A 24,457-nucleotide genomic window follows, 5' to 3' on the forward strand; every position below is an offset into this window, starting at 1 on the left:
GGTCTGCCCAGGGGTGATGCGCCATCCACAACTGGATGAGGACTTCCTGTTCAACCAGGCACATCTGTTCCATCCCTCGGCCCTGAGCGAGGAATTGCTGCAACACCTGCTCGATGCCTTTGGTGAAGACATGCTTCCGCGCAATGCCCGCTATGGCAACGGCGAGCCGATCGAGGCACAGACACTGCAAGCCTTGCGCGCTGCATATGCCGATAGCGCGGTGGATCTGCCCTGGCAGGCCGGTGACGTCGCCTTGATCGACAACGTCCAGGCAGCGCACGGGCGACGCAGCTACCAGGGTGAACGACTGGTGCTGACTTCGCTCCTGGAGCCCCATGTGCAAACGGTCACCAGCGAGGCCAGCCTTGAACGAGTGGCATGATCTGCCACTGCGCGAGTTGGCCGTCGCGGTAAGCCGCGGCCAGCTCGATGCGCTTGAAATCACGAGGGACTGCCTCGCGCGCATCGACGCTTGCGAAGACGATGTCCAGGCCTGGGCGGCGCAATCCCACGATTTCGCACTCGCACAGGCCAGCGTGGTTCAAAACTCACCGGGCAAGGCGCTATGCGGCGTTCCGTTCGGCGCGAAGGACATCATCGATACGGTCGATCTGCCCACCGCATACGGCTCGGGCTTGTATGAAGGCTTCCGGCCCGGGGCCGACGCCTCATGCATCACCCTGGCACGCCGCGCGGGCGCCTTGCTGATCGGCAAGACAGTCACCGCGGAATTTGCGCTCTCCGCGCCAGGGGCAACACGCAATCCCCATGCGCTGGAACACACGCCAGGTGGATCGTCGAGTGGCTCGGCCGCCGCCGTGGCAGCGGGCATGGTCCCCGTGGCGCTGGCGACGCAAACCGGCGGATCGATCATACGGCCAGCCGCGTATTGTGGTGTCGTGGGCTTCAAGCCCAGCTTTGGCCTGATCGACCGCACCGGCATCAAGCCCCTGTCGCCAAGCCTGGACACCGTCGGGGTGATCGCCCGACGGGTGGATGATGCGGCCTGTTTCAGCGAAATCCTGGCACGCCGTCCATGGCGCTCACAGGCATCGACGCGTTCCGTACGCATCGGTCGCTATGACACGGCGAACTGGGGTCGCCTGGCGCCCGCGGTCAACGAGGCCTTGCGTGAATCGTCGCAAGTGTTGACGCAACTTGGCTTCGCGCTCGACGACGTGAAGGCTTCCACGAATGAAAGCCAGCTCAAGGATGCGTACCAGACCATCGTGCTGTGGGAAATCGCTGCAACACTTGCGTATGAGCATGCCCGGGGATTCGATCGCCTGCGCGAACAGACCCGTGCCGTGCTCACCCATCCCGGCCCGACCCTCTACGAGTACGACACCGCGCAGGCACAGGCACAGATGGCTCGTACCCGACTGGATGCGTTGTTCGGCACCTGCGATGTGTTGCTGGCGCCTGCCGTACCGGACATCGCCCCCGCAGGTATCGCGCAATCGGGCGACCCATCTCATTGCCTGCTATGGAGCCTGTTGCACACACCGGCCATCACGTTGCCCGTGACAACAGGTCCCCTCGGGCTACCGGTCGGCGTACAGCTGATCGCCCGTGTTGGCAACGATGCCCTGCTGCTGGCCGTCGCCAACCGCCTGGAACAGGCATTGCCGCGCATCGGTGAAGCACGCGTCCAGGGCAACGGCGCAACGAAGGCCGCAGCCGGATGAACAGCCTGCCACCCACCATGCGAAACGCTTTCCTTCGGCTGCTTGGCGGCGATGCCTTGACCCAACTGGCCATGATGACAGGCCAGGTGGCCTTGCCATGGTGGATCACCGTACGCAACGGCGCGCACGACCTGGCCGTCTATGCCACGGTTTCGGCTGCGGTGGCCTGCGTTGCCATCCCCCTGCTGGCTCCGCTGGGTGACCGTCTCGACAAACGTCGCCTTATCGTGGGCGGCCTGATCACTTACGCCATCGGTGCATTGGCACTCGCCCTGCTGGCCACGCGCGACCACTACGACATCCGCTGGATTGCGCCATTCCAGGCACTGTCCATCGGCGCGCTGGCCGTGGTGACGCCATTGACCAGTACCGTCGCCGCCGAATTGTTGCCAGCCGCCCGGCTATCCCAGGGCCTGCAACGGCAAAAGCTGTTCCAGTCGGCTGGACAATTGCTTGGGCCAATCGTCGGTGGCGGCGCGCTGGCGATCGCCAATGTGGCACTCGCACTCTGGTTGCAACTGGCGCTTTCATTGGCCGCGATCGCGTGCCTGCTGCACCTGCCGGCCTGCACTGCGACACACAGGCGTGCACGCGGCCCATGGCTGACCGAACTGACCGCAGGTATGCGTGCGAAGTGGCACATCGGATTGGAGCGTTACTGGACGTTGATCAGTTTCCTGGTCGGCATATGCCTGCTTCCGTCGCTGGGCATGTTGCTACCGCTGAAAGTGCACTCGCTGGGCCTGGATGGACGCTGGCTCGGCATCTGCGAAACCACCGTTTCCTGCGGCCTGCTGGCGGGCGCCTGGTATGCCTCTGACGAAGCACGAGTGGATCGCCTGGGCCGTTATACCCTGCGCTTTGCCGCCATGAGCCTGCTCGGCCCCATGCTGGTGCTGGTCGGCTTCAGCGCGAAGCCATGGCTGCTGGCGCTTTCCCTGGCCATCGTTGGCGCCCTCAATTCACTGGTGGTCATGATGGGCTATTCGCGTCGCATCATCGCCACGCCGCATGCGTTTCGTACGCGCATGACGGCGGCCAACATCATGCTCACCCAACTGGCCGGATTGATCGGTCCAGCCCTCGCCGGCATGGGTTTGCGCCAGTGGCCGGTGGAATCGATCTATCTCGGTTTCGGTATCGCGCTGGCTCTATGCAGCCTGGGCTATCTCGTGACGCCGGATTTTCGTCTGTTCTTCCAACTGGATGATGCAGGCCTGGAGGGCTGGTATGCCCGTCGCTACCCCCAGGCATTCGGCGGCGGAGAATCGACAGTCCCGGACTGAGCGGGACTCCTTGCTTGACCATGTCGGCGCGAGGCCAGCAGCAAGTAGAACGCTGGCAGCACGAACAAGGTAAACAAGGTGCCGATGCCCAGCCCCGTGGCGATGACCAGGCCCATGACGAAACGCGACTGCGCACCGGCTCCGGTGGCAAACAGCAAGGGCAATACACCCAGCACCATCGCTGCCGTAGTCATCAGGATGGGGCGCAGGCGAACAGCACAGGCATGCTCGATCGCTTCGCGACGCGACATGCCCTGCGCGAGACCGTGATTGGCTACTTCCACGATCAGGATGCCATGCTTGCTGATCAGACCCATCAGCGTCACCAGGCCCACCTTGGTAAAGAGGTTCATGCTTGCCCCGCCCACACCCCAGCGCACGAAGATCAGCGCACCGGCGATCGACATCGGCACGGAGACCAGGATGATCAGGGGATCGATGAAACTCTCGAACAACGCCGCGAGCGCCAGATAGGCAATCACCATCGCCAGCACGAAAGTCGCGACGAAGCTTTCGCTCTCCTGCACATACTGCCGCAGGGGGCCCACCGTGTCGGTCGCAAAGCCCGAAGGCAGCAATAGCTCAGCCTGTCGTTGCAGGAACTGATAAGCCTGCGCCTGCGTAACACCACGCTTGGGCAGCGCGCTGATGGTGGTGGCATTCAACTGTTGGAAATGATTGATCGACTCCGGTGTTACCGTGTTGACCACGTGTGCCACCGCGCGCAACGGCACCACGGTGCCATGCACCGTGGTGATCGGATAGTCGAGCACCTGGTCGGCGTTGAGCCGGAACCTGCGTGCCGCCATCGGCTCAACCTTGTACGAGCGCTGGTCCGCGGAAAAGAAGCCGACAAAACCACCACCAAGCAAGGTGTTGAGGGAACTGCCCAGATCGTCCATGGTGAGTCCCAGCGCGGCGACCTTGGCGCGATCGATCACGAAGGTCGATTGCGGTTGATCGATGCGCAAATCCTTTTCCGCATAGGAAAACAACCCGCTGGCCTTGACCTTTGCCAACAATCTGTCCGACACCGCGTCGAGTTGCCGGTAGTCACCCGATCCCTGCAACACGAACCCGATGGGCAACCCTTGGGCACCGGGCAGGTACGGTGGCTCGTATACGGCAATATCCGCGCCGGCTACGTTACCTAGCGCGTGCTGCAACTGCTGGGCGATATCGAATACGCTACGTTTGCGATCGCTCCAATCCCGCAGCACGAGACCGCCATCGATCTCGGGGGATTCAACGATATGCCAGTAGTTCTCCTTTTCGCTCACAGCACGATAAGCCGCCTGGATCTGGTCGCTGTAAATCGCCAGACCGTCGGACGTGGCATTGGGACCACCCTGGCCGCTGGTCAGCAGGATGCCCTTATCCTCTTGCGGGGACAGCTCACTGCGAACACCTGCGTAAAGAACGCCGATGCTTGCCAGCACCAGCAGGCCAAACGCGAGCAACCATGCTTGCGCACGCAATGCGCGTTTGAGCAGTTCGACATAAACGTGTCGCAAGCGCGCCAAGTACCGCTCGATGCTGCGGCTCATCACACCCCGGCCAGTGGCCGGTGCCGTATCGAGCAGGCGTGACGACATCATCGGCGACAAGGTCAACGCCAACAGCGCCGAGATAACCACCGATCCGGCCAGCGTAAACGCAAACTGGGTAAAGAGCGCTCCGGTCAAGCCACCCTGCACTCCCAGCGGCACATACACCGCGACCAGCACTACGGTCATGGCCAGGATGGGCTGCAACAGCTCCTTGGCGGCCAGTGACGCCGCCGCGAACGCCGCCATGCCATCGGCCAGGTGGCGATTGACGTCTTCCACCACGATGATGGCGTCGTCGACGACCAGGCCGATGGCCAGCACCATGGCCAGCAAAGTCAGCAGATTGATCGAAAATCCCAGGGCCGCCATCAACGCCAGCGTGCCGATCAATGACAGCGGAATCGTTACCAGAGGCACCAGCATGGAACGCACCGAGCCGAGAAAGGCAAACACCACCAGCGAAACAATGACCAAGGCCTCGCCCAGCGTTTCCAGGACCTCCCTGATGGAGGCACGGATAAAACCGCCAGTGTCGTGCAGCACGGCGATATGCAGCGTATCGGGCATCTCCTTGCGCAGCATGTCCACCTGCTCGCTCAGTGCATGCGTCAGCGTAAGTGCATTGGCCGACGGTGTCGGCTTGATCTGGATGAATACCCCAGGTCGACCATTGTTCATGACCACCAACCCCGCCGGGTCGCGCCCCAGTTCCACGCGGGCGACATCGCCCAGCCGCACGATACGGCCGTTGTCATGCCGTAGTAACAGTTCGCGAAATTGTTCGGCCGTATGCAATCCCGATGTCATGTCCAGGTTGACGAAGGTCATGCTGCCCTCGGTCTGGCCCGCGCCGGAAACAAAATTGTTCGCCGCCAGCGCTGTCTGCAACTGCGTCGGTGACATGCCGATCGCGGCCAGCTTTTCCGGATCGATCCACACGCGCATCACCACGTGCGGCGCACCCTGGATGTTGACCACCTGCACACCGGGTACCGCCTGAAGACGCGGTGCCACGAAGCGCTCCACGTAGTCGCTGACTTGTCCTGGACTCAGTACGTCGCTATCCACGGTGACATTCATGACGCCGGCACCCGAGCTGAGCGTGATGCTCGACGCCTGCACGCCAGCCGGAAACTGCGAAGTCGCTGCCGTGACGTAGGACTGGATCTGCGCCAGCGCGCGCGCGGGATCGACATTGAGCTTGAGGTACACGGTAATCGACGACACCCCGGGACTCGAACTGGATGTCATGTAGTCAATGCCTTCGGCCTGGCTGATCTTTCCCTCCAGTGGCGTCGTGACGAATCCAGCCACGGTCGCCGGATCGGCACCGTAATACTGTGTAGTGACCTCGATGGTGCCACTGACGGTATGTGGAAATTGCTCGATGGGCAGGGATTGCCAGGCGCGCAGGCCCGCCACCAGCACCAGCAGCGAGAAAACACAGGACAACACCGGGCGTTCGATGAACAAATCGGTCAGGCGCATGCGGTATCTACTCGTCAGCGGGTTCGGGTTGCCAGTGCGATGCGGTCGGCACGTCGTTGTTGATGCGAACGACAGCGCCGTTGCGCAACTTGATCTGGCCAGCCGTCACCACTTGCTCACCATCGGCAAGGCCATCGAGCACCACCACCATGTCGCCCTCGTGCGTGCCCAGCCTGACAGCACGCATGGTTGCTTTGGATCGGCCCTGCGCTGCGCCGTCAGGCTTGAGCACATAGACATAATCACCGTGCGGGCTATAGCTGACCGCCGACAATGGCACAGCCAACACGTTGCCCGGCTTCGCCACGGGTACTTGCACAACCACGAACATGCCCGGCAGCCATCCTTGGACAGGGTGCTCGATCAAGGCGCGTGCAGCTCCCATGCGACTGGCGGCATCCACGCGATTATCGACAGCCAGAATTGTTGCAGTCGCCTTGCGATCGGGAGCTCCCGCCAGCTGCACCTGCACGGATTGGCCTGTCGCGAGCCGTCCGAGCTGTTGCTGCGAAAGATTGAAATCGATGTACAACCGGTCCAACGCCTGCACACTGGTGATCGGCGTCCCTGGCACGAGGTATTGACCACGATCCACCTGACGGATGCCCACAGTCCCATCGAATGGTGCGCGTATGATCTTCTCTTCCATCAGGGCGCGCTGTGCGTCAACCTGGGCCTGGAAACCATGCAGATTGGCCAGGTCCTGGTCCAAGGTCGCGCGACTGACAGCTTGCAACGCAAATTGCTGGCGATCACGGTCAACGTTGGCTTTCCAAAGATCGACACTACTGCGCAACGCGGCCAGCTTGGCCGCATCATCGTCACCACGCAGGCGAACCAGTACCGTGCCAGCTTTGACCTGCTGCCCGGACTCAAAGGCAATCTCGTCGACGATCCCCGCCACCTCCGAGGAAAGGTCCGCGCCTTGCACGGCGCGGACTTGTCCAAACGCCTTGACTCGCTCCTGCCAGGACACGGCATGCACGGGCGCCGCCGAGACTACGGGCACATCATCATCGTCGGCGGCAGCCTCCTGGGATGCCTTCTCGTCGGTGCGATGGGCGGCATGCCACCAAAGCAAAGCCGCCAGCACGGTGACCAGAATACTCAGCGCAATCAGTCGCCGCGGCGTCATCGTGCCTCCTCCCTGTCGCGGCCGGCCTGCGCGACGTCCGCGTCGGCGCGGTTCCACCAACCGCCGCCCAATGCCTGATACAAGGCCACCGAATCGATGTAACGGGATGCCTGTGCGCGAACCAGCCCGATCACCGCCGTCTGATAGGTCTGCTGCGCGGCGAGCACACTGAGGTACGACACACCGCCAAGCCTGAATTGTCCGCTCGCCAGCGACAAGCTTCGGCCAGCGGCCTCCTTCGCCTCGATGGCGTAGTGGAGATTGTCGGCATCATCGCGCACGGCGCTAAGCACATCGGACACATTCTGGAATGCAGCGACGACCTGCGTTCTCCAGGCGGCATCCGCGGCCTCCATCTGGTGACGTTGCGCAGTTTCGGCATGCTTGAGCTGGCCGCCATCGAAGAGGGATTGCATGGCCTTCCCGGCGACCGACCACAGCACATTCGTCGGGCTGAACAATCCACTCGGTCGACTGGCATCCGAGCCATACGCGGCGCTCAAGGTGATATTGGGCAGCCGCTGGGCCACGCTGACACCCAGTGCCGCCGTCTGCGCATGCCACAACGCCTCGGCTGCACGAACATCGGGGCGCTGCGCGATCAGCGCGGAAGGCAGGCTGAGTGGCAAATCACCAGGAAGGCTGAGCGTGTCGAAATGAATATCCGGGATTGTCGCTTCCGCGGGTGTCACTCCCAGATAGGCGGCCAGTTGATGTCGCTGGACATCGCGCTGCGTGCGCAATGGCATCAGCACGGTATAGGCCTGTGCCACCTGCGCTTGCTGGGTAGCCACATCCGAGCCGGTAGCCGCGCCGAGCTCGAATTGACGCTGTACTGTATCGAGCTGCTTCTGCTCGAAGGCAATCAATTGCTCCTGCGCCTGGACCTGCTGCTGTGTGGAGGCCAGTTGGATGGCTGTGGTCACGACACCGGCACTGATGGCCAGATAAGCCGCCTCGAGCTGGAAATGCTGGTAATCGACCTGGGCGCGAGCCTGTTCCACCGAACGGCGATACGCGCCCCAGAAATCCGGCGTATAGGATAAATCCAACTGCGCGGACTGATCGTCGTAAAGAAGCGCCGGCGTGCGGCTGCCCACCTGGTAACTCTGCGGCTGCTTCTGCCGGCTGCTGCCAAGCGTGGCGGTGAGCGCGGGCAGACCACGACCGTGTTCAGCCTGTGCCAGCTCCTGTGCCTGACGCAACGTGGCCTGTGCCGCGTCGATATCAGGATTGTTGCGCAACGCGCGTTGCACAAGATCGTTGATGACTGGCGAATGGAACAGGGTCCACCACTCGCCGGGAATATCGCGCTCGATCCCCACCGACTGCGCCGCGACGCCGGGCGACGCGGCGAGCCTGCCAGCCTGCGATACGGCGGAAGGATCATATCCCTGCTCCATTTTCACGCCAGGGCGCTGCCAATCCGGCCCAACTGCCGCGCATCCGGCGACGGCCGGAAGCACCAGACAAATACACAGGCAAAGCCTGCCCATGGCCGCCCTCGCAGGCAGTCCTCGTTCAATGGGATACATGGCACACCTCAAGGCTGGCGCGGACCCAAAGGGCGCGCGTCATGGTCATTCATGCAAGCAGTACGCTACGCGGCGGCGTGATCAACCAGCCTTGCGCAGTTCTTCCTCGACGTCATCGGGCGTGTATTCGAGAATGTCACCCGGTTGGCAGTTCAGGTGTCGACAAATGGCTTCCAGCGTTGCAAAGCGCAATCCCTTGACCTTTCCGCTCTTGAGCAAGGAAAGATTGGCTTCGGTAATGCCGATCGCGGCAGCGAGTTCATTCGAACGCATCTTGCGCCGGGCCAGCATGATGTCCAGTCGCACCATGATCGCCATCAGACAAATCCTTCGCGATCACTTTCAATTTCATGGCCGAACTTCATTACTTGGGCGATGGTAAACAACACCAGCCCCAATACCAGCGCATCCACCTGGCGAATTTCCATCTTGAAGGCCGTGGTGGCCATGTCGGCGAAAAACAACGCGCCATGCGTCACGAACGGCACGACCGCATAGATCAATAGCGCGAACGCGATGCGTCGCATTTGCTGCGCGTTCCTGCGGGCAAACACCTGGCCGCACGAATAAAGTCGAAATAGCACGTGCAGGTGCCAGAGAATGAACAGGCCCGGCAACAATCGCAGCGTGACGAGGAAAGCGGCCAAGGTCGACTTCCACACAGGCAATTGCGAAATGGGCACGAATGCGGCACCGGCATCGCCCGAGAAAAACGCACTGGGCAGCATGAAGGCAAAGCCGCCTCCCTGCATACCGGCCACCGTACCTATTCGAAGCAGCATGGCGAGAAACGCGATGAAGATCTCCGCGCCCGCGACCACCAGGGCAGCAAGAAACAATCGCGACAACCAGCGACTCTGCCATTTCAGGCGCCGATCGGGCGTTGACGTGGGAACTTCCTCGCTGGCTTTGCGCCCCGCGAAAGCCAGCGTCGCATCAATGATGTTTGGCATGCACTACGCCCGGAAGATTGGCATGGACTTACTGTATCACGACCATTTTTTATCGTGCAACGATAATTTTGATAAATCCGTCCGTTTACGAACGTCCGTCTTCGCCTGGCCGCTTCTACCGGCGCGGCGGCGAGTATTGGCCACCGTCCGGACCCACCTGTGCATCCGGCTTACCGGGGCCATGCCCATGAATGGCGGGTGCGATGACGCGCACGGTCACGCGCCGTCTTCAGATGACTAACCTACGTGCCCATGGCGCCCGTTGCCCTACGAGTGATTCCTGGAAATGGACGCGCAACACTGAAAAATCCTACTGATCACCTGCCAATCAAGCATGCAACCATGGATCGGAGAACCACTATGATCGATCGCTTGAGGAGAATGCCTGGCATTCACGAGCAATGCCAGGATAGGCAGGGAATCGATCATGAACATCCGTGGACATCACGCGTCTTTTTTTTTAGGTTGCCTCATCATCATGGGGGTCGTGCTCACCGCCCCCGCCAGCCGGGCAGCCGAAGTTGACTTCTCCGTTGACTCGTTGCACGCAAGTGGCGCAGAACCGCATTTGCGCAATCTTCTTGGCTCACATTATCAAGCCTTTGCCGACAACATGACCTCACTGGCCTATGCCGTGAGATTAAAAGACGGTGGCCTTTTTCTAGATGGCTGGCGTGACGATCAGCAAAAACACGCTGCGGCATTTGTTCACTACGACGATGGCCGCACGATTGCCGCCTATTACAACCAGGAAGAGGGCAAGATCGTTTACGCTGGCGAAGGCACCATCCATCCCGCCATGAGAGTTTGGATACACCGGTTCGCTCCGCCTCTGTATGTTCTTCCTTCCTCGTCCGAACCGCTGTCACCTCACGAACATAACGAATCCACTGGATCACTGACACCTGAAGACAAGATCGAATTAAAAAAGGTCGCCATGTCCATTTGGCCAGGAGAAGTCTCCAAGAACTGGGAGATGAACGAGGCCGCAGGAGATATTCTGGGCACCGTAACAAAGCACATCATGGATTGTTCATCAGCATTCAGTTTGGTGCCAAAACCAGTTGGCTGGGTGCCCGGCTGGCTATACGTAGCAAAAACATCTGCCGCCATTGTGGCCTATGTTGCAGGGGTTTCTAAAAATCGCGTTTACAGCATTTGCGTAACCACCGCCGCCAGCAAATGGCGAACAGATATCGAACTTGCGGCCATAGGAATCTGACACCCGTTTTAAATGCATGTGGCAATCAGAGGTCGATCCAGATGATCGTCACACCACAAGCGAGCTATCCCATAGAAGAAAAGTCAGACAGACACTGCATCGCGTTCGATCAGGCCGAGAATCAGCAAATGATGGCCAGAGACCCGGCCACTTTCCACGGATCGGGCTTCAACGCAAATAGCTCCGCAAAACAGCCATGACTGGCTCAAGTTCACATAACGCCGCGGGATTGCTCGCAGCCACATGCTCGCGCAGGTGCCCCTCCAGAAGCTGACTCATCAGGCCCTGTACCGCACCACGAATCGAGGCGGCCTGTTGCAGCACGGTATCGCAGTCCACATCGCTTTCCAGCGCCTTTTCCAGTGAAGCGACCTGGCCGCCGATGCGGCGATCAGCGACCTGCATGTGTGGCGCGTCGGCAAGGGACGCTACGCCTGTATCCTGAGCCTGGTTAGCAGCAAGCCGCTGACGCCGGCGATCGTGCGCGGCTATCTGGCCATCCATGAGGAACTGGCGCACGTCACCGTTGAGATCGTGCAGGCCGGTGCGCCACAAATGGTGTTTTTCCCGCGCACGCAAGGCGCGTCGTAAGGAGCTGGAGATTCTTTCATCGAGGTCATCTCGCGGTACGGACCGGCGCGCAAAGCCCCAACCGCCTGGCCAAGGCGTGGTGGCATGCGCCATTTCTCAGTGCCGAAGGCTTGCTGCCCCGTATCTTCGGCATCGTGCTGATGGTCGCGACCGCCAACACGGCGTAGCCTTGCAGGATGATCGATTCACAAAACATGTGCGCCTTGGTGGTCATGGGCGTTTCCGGCTGCGGAAAATCCAGCGTGGCCCGTGCCGTGAGCCAGCGCACCGGTGCCTACTTCATCGAGGGTGATGCATGGCACCCCGATGCGAACATTCGCAAGATGAGCGCAGCTATCCCGCTGGATGACGATGACCGCCAGGGCTGGCTGCAACGCCTGGGTGAAGAAACCGCGCATCGGGTCGCCGCTGGGACGCCCGTCATCCTGGCGTGCTCAGCACTCAAACATCGTTATCGCGAACTGCTGCGCCGGGCAGTATCCCGGTTGGGCTTCGTCTACCTGGATATCGCGCCCGCCGCCGCCACGGCACGTGTCACCCATCGTCCTGGCCATTTCATGCCCGCGACCCTGATAGAAAGTCAGTTCCACGATCTGGAGCCACCTTCAGGCGAGCCGCGCGTATTGACCTTGACGGCCACCGATCCGCTCAACAGCCTTGCCGACCAGATCACTGCCTGGTGGCAACTACCCGATTTTGATTATCCGGTTTGTCACAAGTAGCATGATTCAGGCTTCCGTATGGGTCCATGCGGCCCCATCCAGCGTTCGGTCAAGCGACTAGGGGACAATCATGGAAAAGACCCAGGCATCACCAGGCCAGGCACAACACCAGGTTGCCGCGGCCGATGGAATGGGAGTCGCGATCGCCTCCCCGGCAGGCGGCCAGATCGCTCAATTGCAGAGCCTCGCCGACCGCCATCCACAGGCACAGCGATTCGATCACGTACGCGGGCAGGCGAACAACAGTACCCAGGCCATTGCCCAGCGCCAGGCAATGCACGCCATTGAGCACAGCCCGCGCATGGTCGCCCAGGCCAAGGCCGCACCTGGCATGCCCCAAGGCCACGGTGTGATCATGATGAAAAAGACGCTGCGCTTGCCGAACTCAAACCCAAGGAAGCAGGCTGGACCGCCACCAAGATCATCAAGCCCAAGAATGGCAGCAAGGGAATCTTCCGGTTTCCCATGAAAGGCGACAACATCGATACGTTCGTCGGCGCGAACAGCGTGCCATCGGGGCTCACCATTCCCTCGGAACACGCCGATGCCCAGAACCCAGGGAATCTGCATGTTGCGGTGGGTGATCATGACCTGTCAGGTAGCAAGTCCGGCGTCGATGCACTAAGCGCCTCCGACATTGCAAGTGGTAGTCGCGCACTGCATTTCCGACATGGTGATCAGTCCAATGGCAATCCTTCTCGTACAAATAGCCTGACCTGGCATCACAAGGCCAAGTTTGGTCACATGGAACTCATCGACATGAATGTGCACGGCGCGTTCTGGCATTACGGAGGCATCGCAGGCTGGAGCGCCAGCGAGCACAAGACCACCGATGGCGATGACGACGGCGAGACTTCTTGATCCGCTTTTTTGCTCCTGACCAGAGAGTGGTGCCACAAAACCGTGGCGTCCAAGCGTGGCAAAAGGTCGCTCTCATGGTCTCGAACTCTCCGGCAACGAGGCAGGCGAGCTCTGGCCAGCGCTTGATGCTTGCGGTGACCCATGAGGCATCAAATGTCATGTCTTGTAACCGGTGACTTTGCAGGTTGATTACGGAGACCGCCCCGCCACTTGATTGATTAGTGGATGATTTAAATAAAAAAATGCCAATCGCTGCACATCGTCAGTCAACAGGCTATTGCGATTGATTCTCATTTTTATATGATGTGCGCTCCTTGTCTGTCGATCGCACACGATGTCCTGCCAAGTCGGGCTACTGAACTCAGTACCCTCGCCCCTGCTCTGCGAGATGATCGGTGCTGCCGGCTACCAGTTCGTCATACTGGATCTGGAGCATGTGCTGGTATCACCGTCCGACCTTCAGCACTGCATCCGTGCATGTGAGCTGGGCGGCTGCGAAGCATGGGTCCGCGTTCCGGAAGCCGATGCGAAACTGATCGGCCGGGTACTGGATGCTGGAGCGCGAGGCGTCGTGCTGCCACAGGTGGAAAGCGCCGACACGGTGCGCCGCGCGGTTGCAGCGGCACACTTTCCGCCGTTCGGCAAACGTGGCATCACGGGTGGCCGAGTCACCGGTTTCGGCCGCGTGCCACTCACCGACTACATCGCTCAATCGCGTGACTCCATTCGCGTCGTTGCAATGATTGAAAGCCGTGCCGGCCTGGAGGCCCTGCCGCAGATCCTGGCGGTGCCGGGTCTCAGCCTGATCCTGGAAGGCGCGCTCGATCTCGCGCTCGACCTGAACCTGGGACCGCAACCGCTGCACTCGCGGGTGTGGGATGCCCTGCTCGAGATGGCCGCGCTCTGCGACAGCGTCGGCATCCCGTTCTGTGCCAATCCTCGTACACCCGAGCAACGCACCTACTGGCTGGGGCGCGATCCACGCTGGCTGCTTGCCGGTGAGGATCGTGGGCTTTTGCTTGCCGCGCTGCGTGAACGCCGACGCGAATTACAGATTTCGTTGCAACCTTGACTGCCTGAAGGATCCATCCGTGCGTGCGACACCCCGTCCCCTTTTGTTGAGCCTTGCCATCGGCTGCGCGTTGCTCACTGCCAGCCTCCATGCCGAGGATGCCGACCAGAAGAACCCGCATGACCTGCAGGCGATCACTGTGCAGGGCAATGTGCTGGGCGCTTCGAAAACCGGAGACGTGCGCACCTATGCCGGTAGCCGGCAGGTCATCTCGCGCAAGGACCTTGATACAAGCGCCTATCGATCCATCGATGATGCACTCCAGCATGTACCGGGCATCAAGATTTTTGACGAAACCGGCACCGGCGTACTGCCACAGATCATGCTGCGCGGCCTATACGAAAGCCGCTCAGGTCGCGTGCAGGTGCTTGAAGATGGCATTCCCATGTCGCTGGCGCCTTATGGACAGACCAGCCTCTCGCTTTTCCCTGTCACCATGAACCAGATCGACCGCATCGACATCGTGCGCGGCGGCGCGGCAGTGCAATACGGACCGAACAACGTCGGCGGCGTGATCAATCTGGTCAGCAAGCCCATCCCCGACATCTGGACCACCACACTGGGTGAAAAGATCACGGCTGGCGGTGCCGGCAAATTCCTCAAGGACACCACGGTCAGCACCGGCGGCTATCTCACCGCCAATTTCGGCATGCAACTGGATGCCGATTGGCTCAAGGGCCAGTACTGGCGCGACCACAGCGACACCGACGTGAAGAACGTGCGCCTGCGCACCGAATGGTGGCTCTCCGAAGACAAGGTACTGAAGGCTCAAATCGGCCGCTACGTGGCAAACATGGACCTGGCCGGCGCCTTGTCCGTACACGACTATCAGGTCGACCCACGCCAGGCCACGCGTCCGCTCGATCAATTTACCGGTCGCAGCACACGCAGCGCGCTCACCTATCAGCAGGACCTGGGAGCCTGGGGCCCGTTCGATCGGTCCCAGTTCGACTGGACCAGCTTCGGCTCGGAGAGCTCGCGCAACTTCATCGTCGGCATGCGCCGTGCCTCGACCGAAACCTGGCGCTCGGACCTGCCACCCCAACTGCTGCAGAGCGCTCCGCGTGGCTTCAGTGTCTACGGCACGGAACCGAAGCTGTCCCTGCACATCGATAACGGCACCGTGTCGCAGCAATGGATGCTCGGCATGCGTGCCGAGCGCGAGGACATCGACTTCCTGGTCGGCAACACCGGCCTGGATAACGGCCTGTATACCCTCGTGCGCGACTGGAAGTTCAAGGACCGCGCCTACGCCGCTTATGTCAGCGACGCCATCGGCCTGTTCGACAATCGCCTTACCATTACACCAGGCGTACGCTACGAACACCTGGACTCCAGCTATCACGACCTGGTCAGCGGCAAGACCACGCAGAACAATATTCGCAACGGCCTGCCGGGCCTGACCATCGGTTACAAGCTGACTCCCCAATGGTATATCTATGCCGACGCGCAGCGCTCGCTACGTGCGCCGCAGGTGACGCAGATCGTCTTTGGCGACAACCTCGATTCGGAGCTGGCCTGGAACTACGAAGCCGGCTTCCGCTTCCTGCCAAGTGAAGGAACCAGCCTGAACATCGATGCGTATCGCATCGACTTCGACAACCAGATCGCCCTGGACAACACCACGCGCACCTACGGTAATCTGGGTAAAACGCGCCACCAGGGTGTGGAAGCGCAATTCGAATGGAGCCCGCTGGCTGGACTGAAGCTCGATGCCGGCTATGCCTACCTGGACGCCACCCAGGAATCAGGGCAATACGAAGGGCTGCGCGTGCCCTATACCTCGCGCAACCAGTACAACCTCTCCGCTTCCTACGAGTTGGGCCAGACCACCTTCGTCGCCAACGGTTACTACTTCAGCAAGGCCTTCACCGATGCGGCCAATACGCCGGTGGAAAACGCCATCGCCTCGGTCGGCCCGCTGCCTTCGTACACGGTCTGGAATGCACAGGTCACCCACACGTTCATGCACGTCAACGGCAGCACGCTCAAAGGCTCGCTGGCGGTCAACAACCTGTTTGACCATCGCTATTACTTCCGCGGCATCGATACCAGTCCATGGGGCCGCGAACCGGCGCCGGGACGCACTTTCTCGGCAGGTGTCGAACTGACGTTCTGATGCCCGGCCTCCGTGCCGCGCGCGTCCCCGGCGCGCGGCACGGAGCACAACGTGAATCCCCCTCACAAGGTGAAACTGGTCATGGATACTTCCCCGCTGGTCATCCTCACCCACGTGTGTCATCCCGCCGTCACCGACGGCTTTCTCCCGGCAGCCCACCGCCTGGGCCTGCCCACCGTGATCCTTACCGATCATCGCTTCGATCACCTGAAATATTTCGACGCGCATCCGGACGACGCGCCGCGGCAAGTCATCGAGTGCGACGTATTCAATCCACTGGCCGTGATCGACGCCGTACGCAGTGCCGGTATCAGGCCTGCCGGGGTATTTTCCAACAGCGATCATTTGCAGACATCCACTGCACTGGTGGCCGAAGCGTTCGGCCTGCCAGGCAAGGATTGGCATGTCTGCTATGCCGCCAAGAACAAGGCCGTCATGCGCGAGCGCATGCGTGAACGCGGTTTGCCTACGCCCTGGTTCCACAGCCTGGCCACGGGCGACGATCTGCCTGCGGACATCCCCTGGCCCGTGGTTGCCAAACCGCGCGAAGGCGTGGCGAGCATGGATGTCAGCCTCTGCATGGATCAAATCGCGCTGGAAGACCATCTTTCTGGTTTCTGGCAACGGCACCCGGGACGAGCCGTACTGTTGGAGGCGTTTCTTGATGGCCCGTTGTTCACGCTCGAAACGATCGGCGATGGCGAACACGTCCAGGCTATCGGCGGTTTCGACGTCACGCTCTGCGATCCGCCACATTTCATCGAACTGGAAGCGCGCTGGAACGGTTCCGCCGTCATCCAGGGACGCATCGAGGCGCTGGCGCAGATACGCGCGTTCGGCATAGGCCTCGGCATCTGCCACAGCGAATTCATCCTTACGGCCCATGGCCCCGTCCTGGTTGAAATCAACTATCGCAGCATCGGTGACGGACGCGAATTCATGCTCGACCGCATGCATGGCGGCCGCTGGTTCGAAACCATCCTCGCTCCGCACCTGGGCCGGCCTTTGGACCTGCCCGATGCACTGCGACCGCATGCGATGGTTCGCTACATGGTGGCTCGTGAAGAAGGCCGGTTGGCGACGGCAAGCGGAAGTCAATCAGACATCGACACGCGCTGGTCCGCCGACTATCGCGCGCTTCGGCACCCAGGTGATGAGATAAAGCTGTCCTTCTCGAACAAGGACTACCTGGGCATGCTCAACATCGTCGCCGACGACGAGCACGCGTTGTTCGAAGGCCTGGATCGCCTGCAATCGGGCCTGCGCTGGGAGTGGGCGAACGGGGCTGGCGCATGAATCTTCGCCCCCAGGTCACGCGCGCCGACGAGGCCTATATCACCCGGCGCATCATCGACTGCTGCCTACGCGAAAACCTGCACGGATTGATCGATGCCGGTGCATGGGCAGAGCCCGATAAGGCAGGACTCGATGCCTGGCCTCATCCGCTTCCATCACGCTGGTGGCGTACCCGCCTGCCAGGCGGCACGCTGTGGCTTCCCGCCGAGCAGCGAGACTACATGCAGTCGGTCGGTGCAGCCAGCCACGCGTGGCTGGTACGCGACGATGAGGGCATGCATTACGAGGAAGGTGTACGCTCCTGGTTGCACCGGCTTGCCAGGGGCCAGGACGAAGATACCGTTACGCTTCACCACCAGTACGCCGACGAAGCCGAATGCGCGATCGTGCATCGCAATCTGGCTCGCGAGGGCTACGCAATCAACAGCGCATCGCTGGAGTGTCTGTTTGATCAGGCCGATCCATTCGAACGCGCCTTGCGCTGCGATCAGCTGGCCAGCTACCTTGATCATCCGTACTACCCTACCGCACGCGCCAAGTCCGGTTTCGCCGAGAGCGACCTGCGTGACTATGCTCCCGAGTTCGCGCCGACGTTTGCCTTGCGCTGGCTGGCAGTGCCTCGTGCAAGCCTGACCTTGACCACGAGGCAACCGGCGTTCTGGCCATCGATGGTCCAGGTTGGCCTGCCCCATGCGCTTGAATCCTCGCACCAGTTGCTACCCGTGCACCCATTGACCTGGGAACGGCTGGACAACTTCGAATGTCCGCAAGACAGCGTACGCGCTCCCATGGCATGGCTGATGGTGCGTCCCACGCTATCGGTGCGCACGGTGGCGCCACTGGAACATCCGCGCACACACATCAAGCTGCCCTTGTTGATGCGCACGCTGGGTGCCTTGAACCTTCGCCTGATCAAGCCTTCCACCTTGTACGACGGGCACTGGTTCGAGCAGGTACTTCGCCACATCGAACGCACGGACCAATCATTGCACGGACGCTACGTCCACGTGGATGAATCGCATGGCGGCCATGTCGCCCAGGCACGACATCTGGCGTATATCGTTCGCGGCTATCCCGCCTTGTCGGCCGACGATACGCTGCTTCCCGTTGCTGCGCTTTGTGCCTCGATGCCCGACGGCAGGCCCTTGGCCCTGCATCTGGCCGATCGCTTCCACGCAGGCGACGTGCTCGATTGGTGGCGCAGCTACGTCGCGCTGCTTTGCGATGTTCACCTGCGCCTGTGGCTGGTCCATGGCATCGCTCTGGAATCCAACCAGCAAAACGCGGTGTTGCGATACCGCGCTCATGGCGCACCGACCTTGTTGATGAAGGACAACGACGCCGCGCGTGTCTGGATGGACCGCCTGCATACCCGTCATCCGCTGTTACGCGATCTTGGCTTGCCACACGACGAACGCATCCAGGTAGCAGGCGACGATGCGCTGGCCCGCATGTTCTGTACCATCACCCTGCAATTGTGCCTGCTGGCCGTGCTTGAAGGTGTCGCCGCTCATGCACCTTCGTGGCGACAACCGTTCTATGCGGTGCTAACCGGCACCATGGAAGAAAGCCTGGCCCGGCTCGACGCCGATGGCGTGGATACGAGTCCGGCACATCGCCTGCTCGACGCTGAAAACCTTCCGGTGAAATACCTGCTCAGCGCCGGCAGCCTGCTCAGCAAGCAGGCGACCGGCGCAAGCGACATCAACAAGTTCTACGGCGACACCGGGCCCAACTTCATGCGCAATCGTATCTTGCGAGGCGAGAACGGCTGATGCGTATCCTTGGGCCCGTCCTGGCCGCGCATTACCTTGCGGCTTTCACTGCGCTGGGCATGCCGGTGTTCATGCCCCGGGTGCTTGCCGAACTGGCACCCGGCGCACCTGCGTGGCTTACCGGAGTGCTCTATGTGCTGCCGACGATATGCACTGCACTAACGGCCCCCACGTGGGGGCGCCTGGCCGATCGCTATGGCCGCCGGCTTTCGCTACTGCGTGCGCAGTTGGGACTGGTGCTGGGTTTCGCACTCGCCGGCTTTGCTCCCAACCTGGGCTGGTTCGTTGTTGCGTTGTTGATCCAGGGAAGCTGTGGTGGTTCCTTGGCGGCCGCAAACGCTTATCTCGCCACACAGTTCGGTAATCAGGCACCTGGCGCGCTATCACGGGCCCTGGACTGGACCCAGTTCTCCGCTCGTCTGGCGATGGTCACCGCGCCAGCGTTGCTTGGTGCGGCGATCGGCTGGGGCTCGGCACAGGAGCTATACCGTTACTTGGCGATGATGCCGTTGCTTGCGTTCCTGGTGACACTGGGTTTGCCCAAAGACCGGATAAACCAGCCTGGCCATTGCGCGGCTCGATCCATTTCATGGAGTCAAGCCTGGCAGGATTGGGCCGGCCTTCTCGGCGTGCAGTTCCTGTTCTGCTTCGCGATGGTCGTTACGTTTCCCTACTTCGTGCCATACAGCCAGCATCTGGGTATCGCCAACGACAGCGTTGCCGGCCTGCTCTACAGCCTGCCTCATCTGGTTTACCTGGTGGCGCTGCCTTGGTGGCGCGGCTCGACGTTGGGCCCGCAACGCCCCCTGCTGATCGGCCTGATCATGTTTACCATCGCCTGCCTCGCGCAAGCCTGGATGCGCGCTCCGTGGGGGCTTGTGCTGTCGCGATGCATCTATGGCGCCGGCATGCTGCTGGCCATCGGCGGCATCAACCGCGCACTAGGTGCGCGTGCCGGCAGCCATCGTGCGGGCCACGTCTTCGGCCTGTTTGATGCCTGTGGCAAATGGGCCGGCGCTGGCGGCGGCCTTGCCGCTGGTCTGCTGGTCTCGCGCATCAATCTATCCGCACCGTTTCTTGCCGCGGCCTTGGCCAGCGGCGCAGCCATCGCGATGGCCGCTTACGTCTTCCGTCCCCAGAAGAGGCAGCTCCATGTCCACGCAAGCGATACGTGATCAGTGGCACCAGGCCCAGGCCGAATCGCAGGCAATCGCCTGCTGGCTCAATTGCTATCTGCGCGAATTTGCCCTGCCCCGCGCGCAAGCCTTCTTCGATGATCGCAGCCACGATATTCCACCCGGCATGCGGCATGGCGAGGGGCAGTTGCTACGCATCGTGTTTGCCGAGCCGGGCCATGCGCTGTGTGTGCGCGTGCGCCGGGTCAGTCGGCTGGGGCGCTGCGAATATGTATCGGCGCCTTATCTGAAATCACCGGGCAGCCCCTGGCGTTGTGCAGACGCGCAGGTCACCGTGCATTTCCTGCTTGAACGCCTTGCTCCCGAAACCGGCTTCAATACCGAGTTGCTTGGCCAGACCTTGAACAGCGTCGCCATCATGCGCGGCGTGCTGGCTCGCTCGCTCGATGCACCCGAGACAGGCGATGCCCTGCTCGACGCCGAACAGGGCATGCTCTGGGGACACGCCCTGCACCCCACTCCGAAGAGCCGCGAAGGGCTCGCCATCGATGCCGTACTGGATGCATCGCCCGAGGTGCGCGCCAGTGTGCCGCTGTTCTGGTTCGCCATCGATCCATGCCTGTTGCAAGCACAGGGGCGTGACGTGCGTGACACGCTAGCGCGCGTGGCTGGCGGCACCAACCGGTATCCTTGCCACCCTTGGGAAGCACAACGACTGCTGGCGCAGCCATTGATGCACAAGGCGATCGATGCCGGCCTCATCACGCCCCTCGGGGTGCAGGGTGAGGCGCTCTATCCCACGTCATCGGTGCGCACCATGTATCACCCGGACCTGGATTACTTCCTCAAGCTTTCCATCCATGTGCGCCTGACCAACTGCGTGCGCAAGAATGCCTGGTACGAACTGGAAAGCGCCGTCGCACTGACCGGGCTGCTCGCACCGACCTGGCGCAGCGTGAAGCGCCAGGTACCGGGATTCGACGTAATGCTGGAGCCGGCAGCCACCACGCTCGATTTCGGGATGCTGTCCGACGACGCCGATGCGCTACGCGAGTTGGCCGAAGGTTTCGGCATGCTGTACCGGGAAAACCTGCCGCGCCCCCAACGCACGCGTTTTCGGCCACAGGTTGCCGGCGCCCTGTTCACCACGGATCGAAACGGCCTGAGCGTATGCCGGCGCATGGTGGAACAGCTTGGAGGACGCTACACGTCCACGGCGCTGCGCTGGTTCGAGGCCTATGCGGCCTTGCTGCTCGATGGCAACTGGAGTGCATTCTTCCACCACGGCATCATTCTTGAACCGCACTTGCAAAATACAGTGATCGGTTTTGAACAAGGCCTGCCTGCACGCGTGTGGATTCGCGACCTGGAAGGGACCAAGCTGGTCGCCGAAACGTGGACCGGCCAATCACTTGATGGCCTGTCGCCACGTGCGCGGGCGTCGGTACTGTATCCAGCGGATCTGGGCTGGAAGCGCGTGGCTTACTGCGCGCTGGTGAACAATCTCGCCGAAGCGATTTTTCACCTGTGCGGCGATGACAATGCCCTGGAAGACCGCATGTGGCAGGCAGTCGCGCAACGGGCTGTACGCTGGCAGGCGCGCCATGGCCGACAGGCACGGCTGGCCGGATTGATCCATGGCGAGGCCATCCCCAGCAAGAACAACCTGCGCACCCGCCTGTTCAAGCGCGCAGACCGGGAATCCGATTACACCGCCCTGCCCAGCCCCCTGGCAATGACAGCCCTTGCCGAGGTTGCGGCATGAATTTCGCCGCATCCCTGCCACGCATCCAGGCGGCCATCGGCAGCTTGCGCAGCCAAGCGAGCGAGCCCGTCTGCGCGTACGTCTACGATCTCGATGCCTTGGCCGCGCACGCTCGACACATGCGCGAGGCCCTTCCGATGGGCTGCGAGATCTATTACGCGGCCAAAGCCAATGCCGACGCTCCGATACTCAAGGCACTGGCGCCCTGGGTACACGGCTTCGAGGCGGCATCCGGCGGTGAACTGCGCTGGCTGCGCAGCCAACAAGCCAGCAAACCCCTGCTGTTGGGCGGCCCCGGAAAACTCGATAGCGAACTGGCCGAGGCCATCGCCGAACCGGGATGCACCCTCCACGTGGAGAGCCTGGGCGAGCTTCGCCGCCTGGGCGCCATCAGCCAGAACATGCAACGCCAGGTCACGCTATTCCTGCGCATGAATATCGCCGTGGAGGGCATGGGCGAATCGCGACTGGTCATGGGCGGCAAACCCACGCCGTTCGGCATGGACGAAAGCGATCTCGCCCAGGCCGTGGCACTGCTGCGGGAATACCCGCTACTCACATTCGAAGGTTTCCATTTCCACCTGATGTCCCACCAGCACGATGCCGCGTTGCAGTTGCGCCTGGTGGACGCCTACCTGGATATCGCGCAACGCTGGGAACACGAGCACGGCTTGACCGTACGCACGGTCAATGCTGGCGGTGGCTTTGGCGTGGATTATGCCCAGCCTGAGAACTCGTTCGACTGGACCTCGTTCTGCGAGGGATTGCGTGAGCGGCTTGGCCGCAGGCCTGGCGCTCCTGTCCTGCGATTTGAGCCCGGACGCTTTGTTAGCGTCGCCTGTGGCTGGTACGTCATGGAAGTGCTCGACATCAAGCGAAGTCATGGCGAGCATTTCGCCGTGGCTCGTGGCGGTACCCATCATTTTCGCACTCCGCCCGCACAGGGCCACGATCATCCGTTCCAGGTGATTCGTGGCGACAATGAACCAGTGTTGCGGAATGCGCACGTCACCCTGGTCGGGCAACTATGCACACCGAAAGATGTACTGGCGCGCCAGCAGCCGGTAAATGAGCTGGCCATCGGTGATTGCCTGGCGTTTCCCCTGGCCGGCGCGTATGCCTGGAACATCTCGCACCAGAATTTCCTCATGCATGCCCCACCCAGGATGATGTATCTGGGATCGGAGTAGCGGCCTGCAACGTCACATCATCATGCCGGCGCATCCATCGGGAGATACGCCGGCATGATTCGTTCCGTGAAGGGTGGTTACAGCCTGCGTCAGGTCATGGCCGATCAGTGCGCCGACGCCGTGGTTGAGTAATCCATCTGCTTGAGATCGTCGATCAGTCCCGGGCCGGTCGGCTCCCAGCCCAACTGCTTGCGCGTCTGCGCGCTGGAGGCTGGCAAGTCCATGCCGACGAAGAGCGCCAGCCAACCGAAATGCGCGCCAGCTTCCTCGGCTGTCATCGAGACCACGGGCAACTGCAAGCCCTCACCCACGACCTGGGCGATCTCGCGAACGGCAACACCCTCTTCGGCTACCGCGTGGTAACGCGCCCCCGCCCTGGCATGGTCGAGGGCCAGCTTATAGACCTTTGTCACATCCAGCACATGGGCACCCGGCCAGCGATTGCTGCCCTCGCCCACATAAGCCACGACACCCTTGGTGCGCGACACCTCAATGAAGGGAGAGATCAATCCCTGCTTGACCGGGTCATGCACTTGTGGGAGCCGTACCACCGACACATTGACACCGGCATCGAGCAATATCGCCCCGGCTTTCTCCGAAGCGGCACGCGGATTGGGATTGTCCGCGTTGAACACGTCTTCGGTCGCCATCTGGCCCGGCTGCATGCTGCCCATACCGGTACCGGAAGTAATGATCAGCGGACGCGTGGAGCCTTTGAGCACGGAACCCAAGGCATCGATGACGCGGCTATCTTTTTCGCAGTTGGCTACGAAATGGGCAAAGTCATGATCGAAAGCCGTATGGATCACGGCATCGGCCCGGGCCGCGCCAGCACGCAAGCTGTCCAGATCCTCCAACGTACCGCGATGCGCCTGCGCACCAGCCGCCTCGAGCGAGCGTGCCCCGGCATCCGAACGGGTCAGGCCAAGCACCTCGTGGCCCGCGGCCAGCAGTTCCGGCACGATCCTGGAGCCGATGAAACCGGTCGCACCGGTCAGAAATACACGCATTGCACCCTCTCCGAAGTGGTTTCGAAGAGGCTTTATCGCGCCCCTAGTTATCCTGTAAAAGAC

Annotated in this window: 21 protein-coding genes and 1 pseudogene; 14 read left to right on the plus strand and 8 right to left on the minus strand. The window is 61.5% G+C overall.

The window, feature by feature from the left end:
- The 3 genes from VF436_RS17045 to VF436_RS17055 form a co-directional block, all read left to right on the plus strand.
- Nucleotides 1-382: TauD/TfdA family dioxygenase (locus VF436_RS17045; RefSeq protein ID WP_330905234.1), on the plus strand; the 382-nt coding region annotated here is incomplete at its 5' end.
- Nucleotides 366-1,688, plus strand: coding sequence for an amidase (locus tag VF436_RS17050; RefSeq protein ID WP_330905235.1), 1,323 nt, complete (start codon nucleotides 366-368; stop codon nucleotides 1,686-1,688). The genes VF436_RS17045 and VF436_RS17050, both read left to right, overlap by 17 nt.
- A complete protein-coding gene (locus VF436_RS17055; RefSeq protein ID WP_330905236.1) occupies nucleotides 1,685-2,974 on the plus strand; it encodes an MFS transporter in 1,290 nt (429 codons plus the stop codon). Before VF436_RS17050 ends, VF436_RS17055 begins: the two co-directional genes overlap by 4 nt.
- Here VF436_RS17055 and VF436_RS17060 read toward each other — a convergent pair.
- From VF436_RS17060 to VF436_RS17080, 5 genes are all read right to left on the minus strand, one after another.
- Nucleotides 2,929-6,012: an efflux RND transporter permease subunit gene (locus VF436_RS17060; protein WP_330905237.1), complete on the minus strand. Its 3,084-nt coding sequence runs from the start codon at nucleotides 6,010-6,012 to the stop codon at nucleotides 2,929-2,931. The two genes, VF436_RS17055 and VF436_RS17060, sit on opposite strands and share 46 nt — an antisense overlap.
- A 7-nt stretch (nucleotides 6,013-6,019) precedes the next feature.
- Entirely contained in the window at nucleotides 6,020-7,147 is a 1,128-nt protein-coding gene (locus VF436_RS17065) for an efflux RND transporter periplasmic adaptor subunit (protein WP_330905238.1), read from the minus strand.
- Nucleotides 7,144-8,682, minus strand: a complete 1,539-nt coding sequence (locus VF436_RS17070; protein WP_330905239.1) for an efflux transporter outer membrane subunit — start codon at nucleotides 8,680-8,682, stop codon at nucleotides 7,144-7,146. Before VF436_RS17070 ends, VF436_RS17065 begins: the two co-directional genes overlap by 4 nt.
- 81 nt (nucleotides 8,683-8,763) lie before the next feature.
- On the minus strand, nucleotides 8,764-9,000 hold the full coding sequence (locus tag VF436_RS17075) for a helix-turn-helix transcriptional regulator (RefSeq protein WP_330905240.1): 237 nt from the start codon (nucleotides 8,998-9,000) through the stop codon (nucleotides 8,764-8,766).
- On the minus strand, nucleotides 9,000-9,635 hold the full coding sequence (locus tag VF436_RS17080) for a DUF2975 domain-containing protein (RefSeq protein ID WP_330905241.1): 636 nt from the start codon (nucleotides 9,633-9,635) through the stop codon (nucleotides 9,000-9,002). Before VF436_RS17080 ends, VF436_RS17075 begins: the two co-directional genes overlap by 1 nt.
- A 427-nt stretch (nucleotides 9,636-10,062) precedes the next feature.
- Here VF436_RS17080 and VF436_RS17085 point away from each other — a divergent pair, with 427 nt between their 5' ends.
- Entirely contained in the window at nucleotides 10,063-10,857 is a 795-nt protein-coding gene (locus tag VF436_RS17085; RefSeq protein ID WP_330905242.1) for a hypothetical protein, read from the plus strand.
- A 168-nt stretch (nucleotides 10,858-11,025) separates the two neighbouring features.
- Here VF436_RS17085 and VF436_RS17090 read toward each other — a convergent pair whose 3' ends face one another.
- The gene (locus VF436_RS17090) at nucleotides 11,026-11,262 is read right to left on the minus strand and encodes a metal/formaldehyde-sensitive transcriptional repressor (protein ID WP_330905243.1); all 237 of its coding nucleotides are present in this window, start codon (nucleotides 11,260-11,262) and stop codon (nucleotides 11,026-11,028) included.
- Here VF436_RS17090 and VF436_RS17095 point away from each other — a divergent pair.
- Together VF436_RS17095 and VF436_RS17100 are read left to right on the plus strand one after the other, a co-directional pair.
- A pseudogene (locus tag VF436_RS17095) lies at nucleotides 11,248-11,448 on the plus strand (hypothetical protein); the annotation flags it as partial. The gene VF436_RS17090 and the pseudogene VF436_RS17095 overlap by 15 nt on opposite strands.
- A 176-nt stretch (nucleotides 11,449-11,624) precedes the next feature.
- Entirely contained in the window at nucleotides 11,625-12,170 is a 546-nt protein-coding gene (locus tag VF436_RS17100; protein ID WP_330905244.1) for a gluconokinase, read from the plus strand.
- Nucleotides 12,171-12,258: 88 nt separating this feature from the next.
- On the opposite strand, the gene VF436_RS17105 is transcribed toward VF436_RS17100, so the two are convergent.
- On the minus strand, nucleotides 12,259-12,516 hold the full coding sequence (locus VF436_RS17105; RefSeq protein WP_330905245.1) for a hypothetical protein: 258 nt from the start codon (nucleotides 12,514-12,516) through the stop codon (nucleotides 12,259-12,261).
- 119 nt (nucleotides 12,517-12,635) lie between these two features.
- On the opposite strand from VF436_RS17105, the gene VF436_RS17110 reads away from it, so the two are divergent.
- From VF436_RS17110 to VF436_RS17145, 8 genes are all read left to right on the plus strand, one after another.
- Nucleotides 12,636-13,031 carry an HNH endonuclease gene (locus VF436_RS17110; RefSeq protein WP_330905246.1) on the plus strand — a complete coding sequence of 132 codons (396 nt, stop codon included), beginning with the start codon at nucleotides 12,636-12,638 and terminating at the stop codon, nucleotides 13,029-13,031.
- Between the two features lie 334 nt (nucleotides 13,032-13,365).
- Nucleotides 13,366-14,103 carry an HpcH/HpaI aldolase family protein gene (locus VF436_RS17115; protein ID WP_330905247.1) on the plus strand — a complete coding sequence of 246 codons (738 nt, stop codon included), beginning with the start codon at nucleotides 13,366-13,368 and terminating at the stop codon, nucleotides 14,101-14,103.
- A 70-nt stretch (nucleotides 14,104-14,173) separates the two neighbouring features.
- Nucleotides 14,174-16,222 carry a TonB-dependent siderophore receptor gene (locus VF436_RS17120; protein WP_330905286.1) on the plus strand — a complete coding sequence of 683 codons (2,049 nt, stop codon included), beginning with the start codon at nucleotides 14,174-14,176 and terminating at the stop codon, nucleotides 16,220-16,222.
- 81 nt (nucleotides 16,223-16,303) lie between these two features.
- A complete protein-coding gene (locus VF436_RS17125) occupies nucleotides 16,304-17,518 on the plus strand; it encodes a siderophore biosynthesis protein PvsA (RefSeq protein ID WP_330905287.1) in 1,215 nt (404 codons plus the stop codon).
- A complete protein-coding gene (locus tag VF436_RS17130; protein WP_330905248.1) occupies nucleotides 17,515-19,293 on the plus strand; it encodes an IucA/IucC family protein in 1,779 nt (592 codons plus the stop codon). The genes VF436_RS17125 and VF436_RS17130 overlap by 4 nt, the downstream gene beginning before the upstream one ends.
- A complete protein-coding gene (locus VF436_RS17135; RefSeq protein WP_330905288.1) occupies nucleotides 19,290-20,468 on the plus strand; it encodes an MFS transporter in 1,179 nt (392 codons plus the stop codon). The genes VF436_RS17130 and VF436_RS17135 overlap by 4 nt, the downstream gene beginning before the upstream one ends.
- A complete protein-coding gene (locus VF436_RS17140) occupies nucleotides 20,446-22,194 on the plus strand; it encodes an IucA/IucC family protein (protein WP_330905249.1) in 1,749 nt (582 codons plus the stop codon). The genes VF436_RS17135 and VF436_RS17140 overlap by 23 nt, the downstream gene beginning before the upstream one ends.
- On the plus strand, nucleotides 22,191-23,384 hold the full coding sequence (locus VF436_RS17145) for a type III PLP-dependent enzyme (protein ID WP_330905250.1): 1,194 nt from the start codon (nucleotides 22,191-22,193) through the stop codon (nucleotides 23,382-23,384). Before VF436_RS17140 ends, VF436_RS17145 begins: the two co-directional genes overlap by 4 nt.
- 104 nt (nucleotides 23,385-23,488) lie before the next feature.
- Here VF436_RS17145 and VF436_RS17150 read toward each other — a convergent pair whose 3' ends face one another.
- Nucleotides 23,489-24,394 carry an SDR family oxidoreductase gene (locus tag VF436_RS17150; RefSeq protein ID WP_330905251.1) on the minus strand — a complete coding sequence of 302 codons (906 nt, stop codon included), beginning with the start codon at nucleotides 24,392-24,394 and terminating at the stop codon, nucleotides 23,489-23,491.
- Between the last annotated feature and the right edge of the window lie 63 nt (nucleotides 24,395-24,457).

Origin of the sequence: Dyella sp. (genome assembly GCF_036384435.1) — a bacterium.
Lineage (GTDB): Bacteria > Pseudomonadota > Gammaproteobacteria > Xanthomonadales > Rhodanobacteraceae > GSA-30.

What these genes read in the sequence shown, in the direction of transcription:
- VF436_RS17150 (WP_330905251.1), bottom strand. Translation starts at nt 24,394, where the DNA reads ATGCGTGTATTTCTGACCGGTGCGACCGGTTTCATCGGCTCCAGGATC.
- VF436_RS17080 (WP_330905241.1), bottom strand. Translation starts at nt 9,635, where the DNA reads ATGCCAAACATCATTGATGCGACGCTGGCTTTCGCGGGGCGCAAAGCC.
- VF436_RS17090 (WP_330905243.1), bottom strand. Translation starts at nt 11,262, where the DNA reads ATGCAGGTCGCTGATCGCCGCATCGGCGGCCAGGTCGCTTCACTGGAA.
- VF436_RS17110 (WP_330905246.1), top strand. Translation starts at nt 12,636, where the DNA reads ATGAAAGGCGACAACATCGATACGTTCGTCGGCGCGAACAGCGTGCCA.
- VF436_RS17130 (WP_330905248.1), top strand. Translation starts at nt 17,515, where the DNA reads ATGAATCTTCGCCCCCAGGTCACGCGCGCCGACGAGGCCTATATCACC.
- VF436_RS17070 (WP_330905239.1), bottom strand. Translation starts at nt 8,682, where the DNA reads ATGTATCCCATTGAACGAGGACTGCCTGCGAGGGCGGCCATGGGCAGG.
- VF436_RS17065 (WP_330905238.1), bottom strand. Translation starts at nt 7,147, where the DNA reads ATGACGCCGCGGCGACTGATTGCGCTGAGTATTCTGGTCACCGTGCTG.
- VF436_RS17055 (WP_330905236.1), top strand. Translation starts at nt 1,685, where the DNA reads ATGAACAGCCTGCCACCCACCATGCGAAACGCTTTCCTTCGGCTGCTT.
- VF436_RS17125 (WP_330905287.1), top strand. Translation starts at nt 16,304, where the DNA reads ATGGATACTTCCCCGCTGGTCATCCTCACCCACGTGTGTCATCCCGCC.
- VF436_RS17145 (WP_330905250.1), top strand. Translation starts at nt 22,191, where the DNA reads ATGAATTTCGCCGCATCCCTGCCACGCATCCAGGCGGCCATCGGCAGC.
- VF436_RS17075 (WP_330905240.1), bottom strand. Translation starts at nt 9,000, where the DNA reads ATGGCGATCATGGTGCGACTGGACATCATGCTGGCCCGGCGCAAGATG.
- VF436_RS17100 (WP_330905244.1), top strand. Translation starts at nt 11,625, where the DNA reads ATGATCGATTCACAAAACATGTGCGCCTTGGTGGTCATGGGCGTTTCC.
- VF436_RS17115 (WP_330905247.1), top strand. Translation starts at nt 13,366, where the DNA reads ATGTCCTGCCAAGTCGGGCTACTGAACTCAGTACCCTCGCCCCTGCTC.
- VF436_RS17140 (WP_330905249.1), top strand. Translation starts at nt 20,446, where the DNA reads ATGTCCACGCAAGCGATACGTGATCAGTGGCACCAGGCCCAGGCCGAA.
- VF436_RS17085 (WP_330905242.1), top strand. Translation starts at nt 10,063, where the DNA reads ATGAACATCCGTGGACATCACGCGTCTTTTTTTTTAGGTTGCCTCATC.
- VF436_RS17060 (WP_330905237.1), bottom strand. Translation starts at nt 6,012, where the DNA reads ATGCGCCTGACCGATTTGTTCATCGAACGCCCGGTGTTGTCCTGTGTT.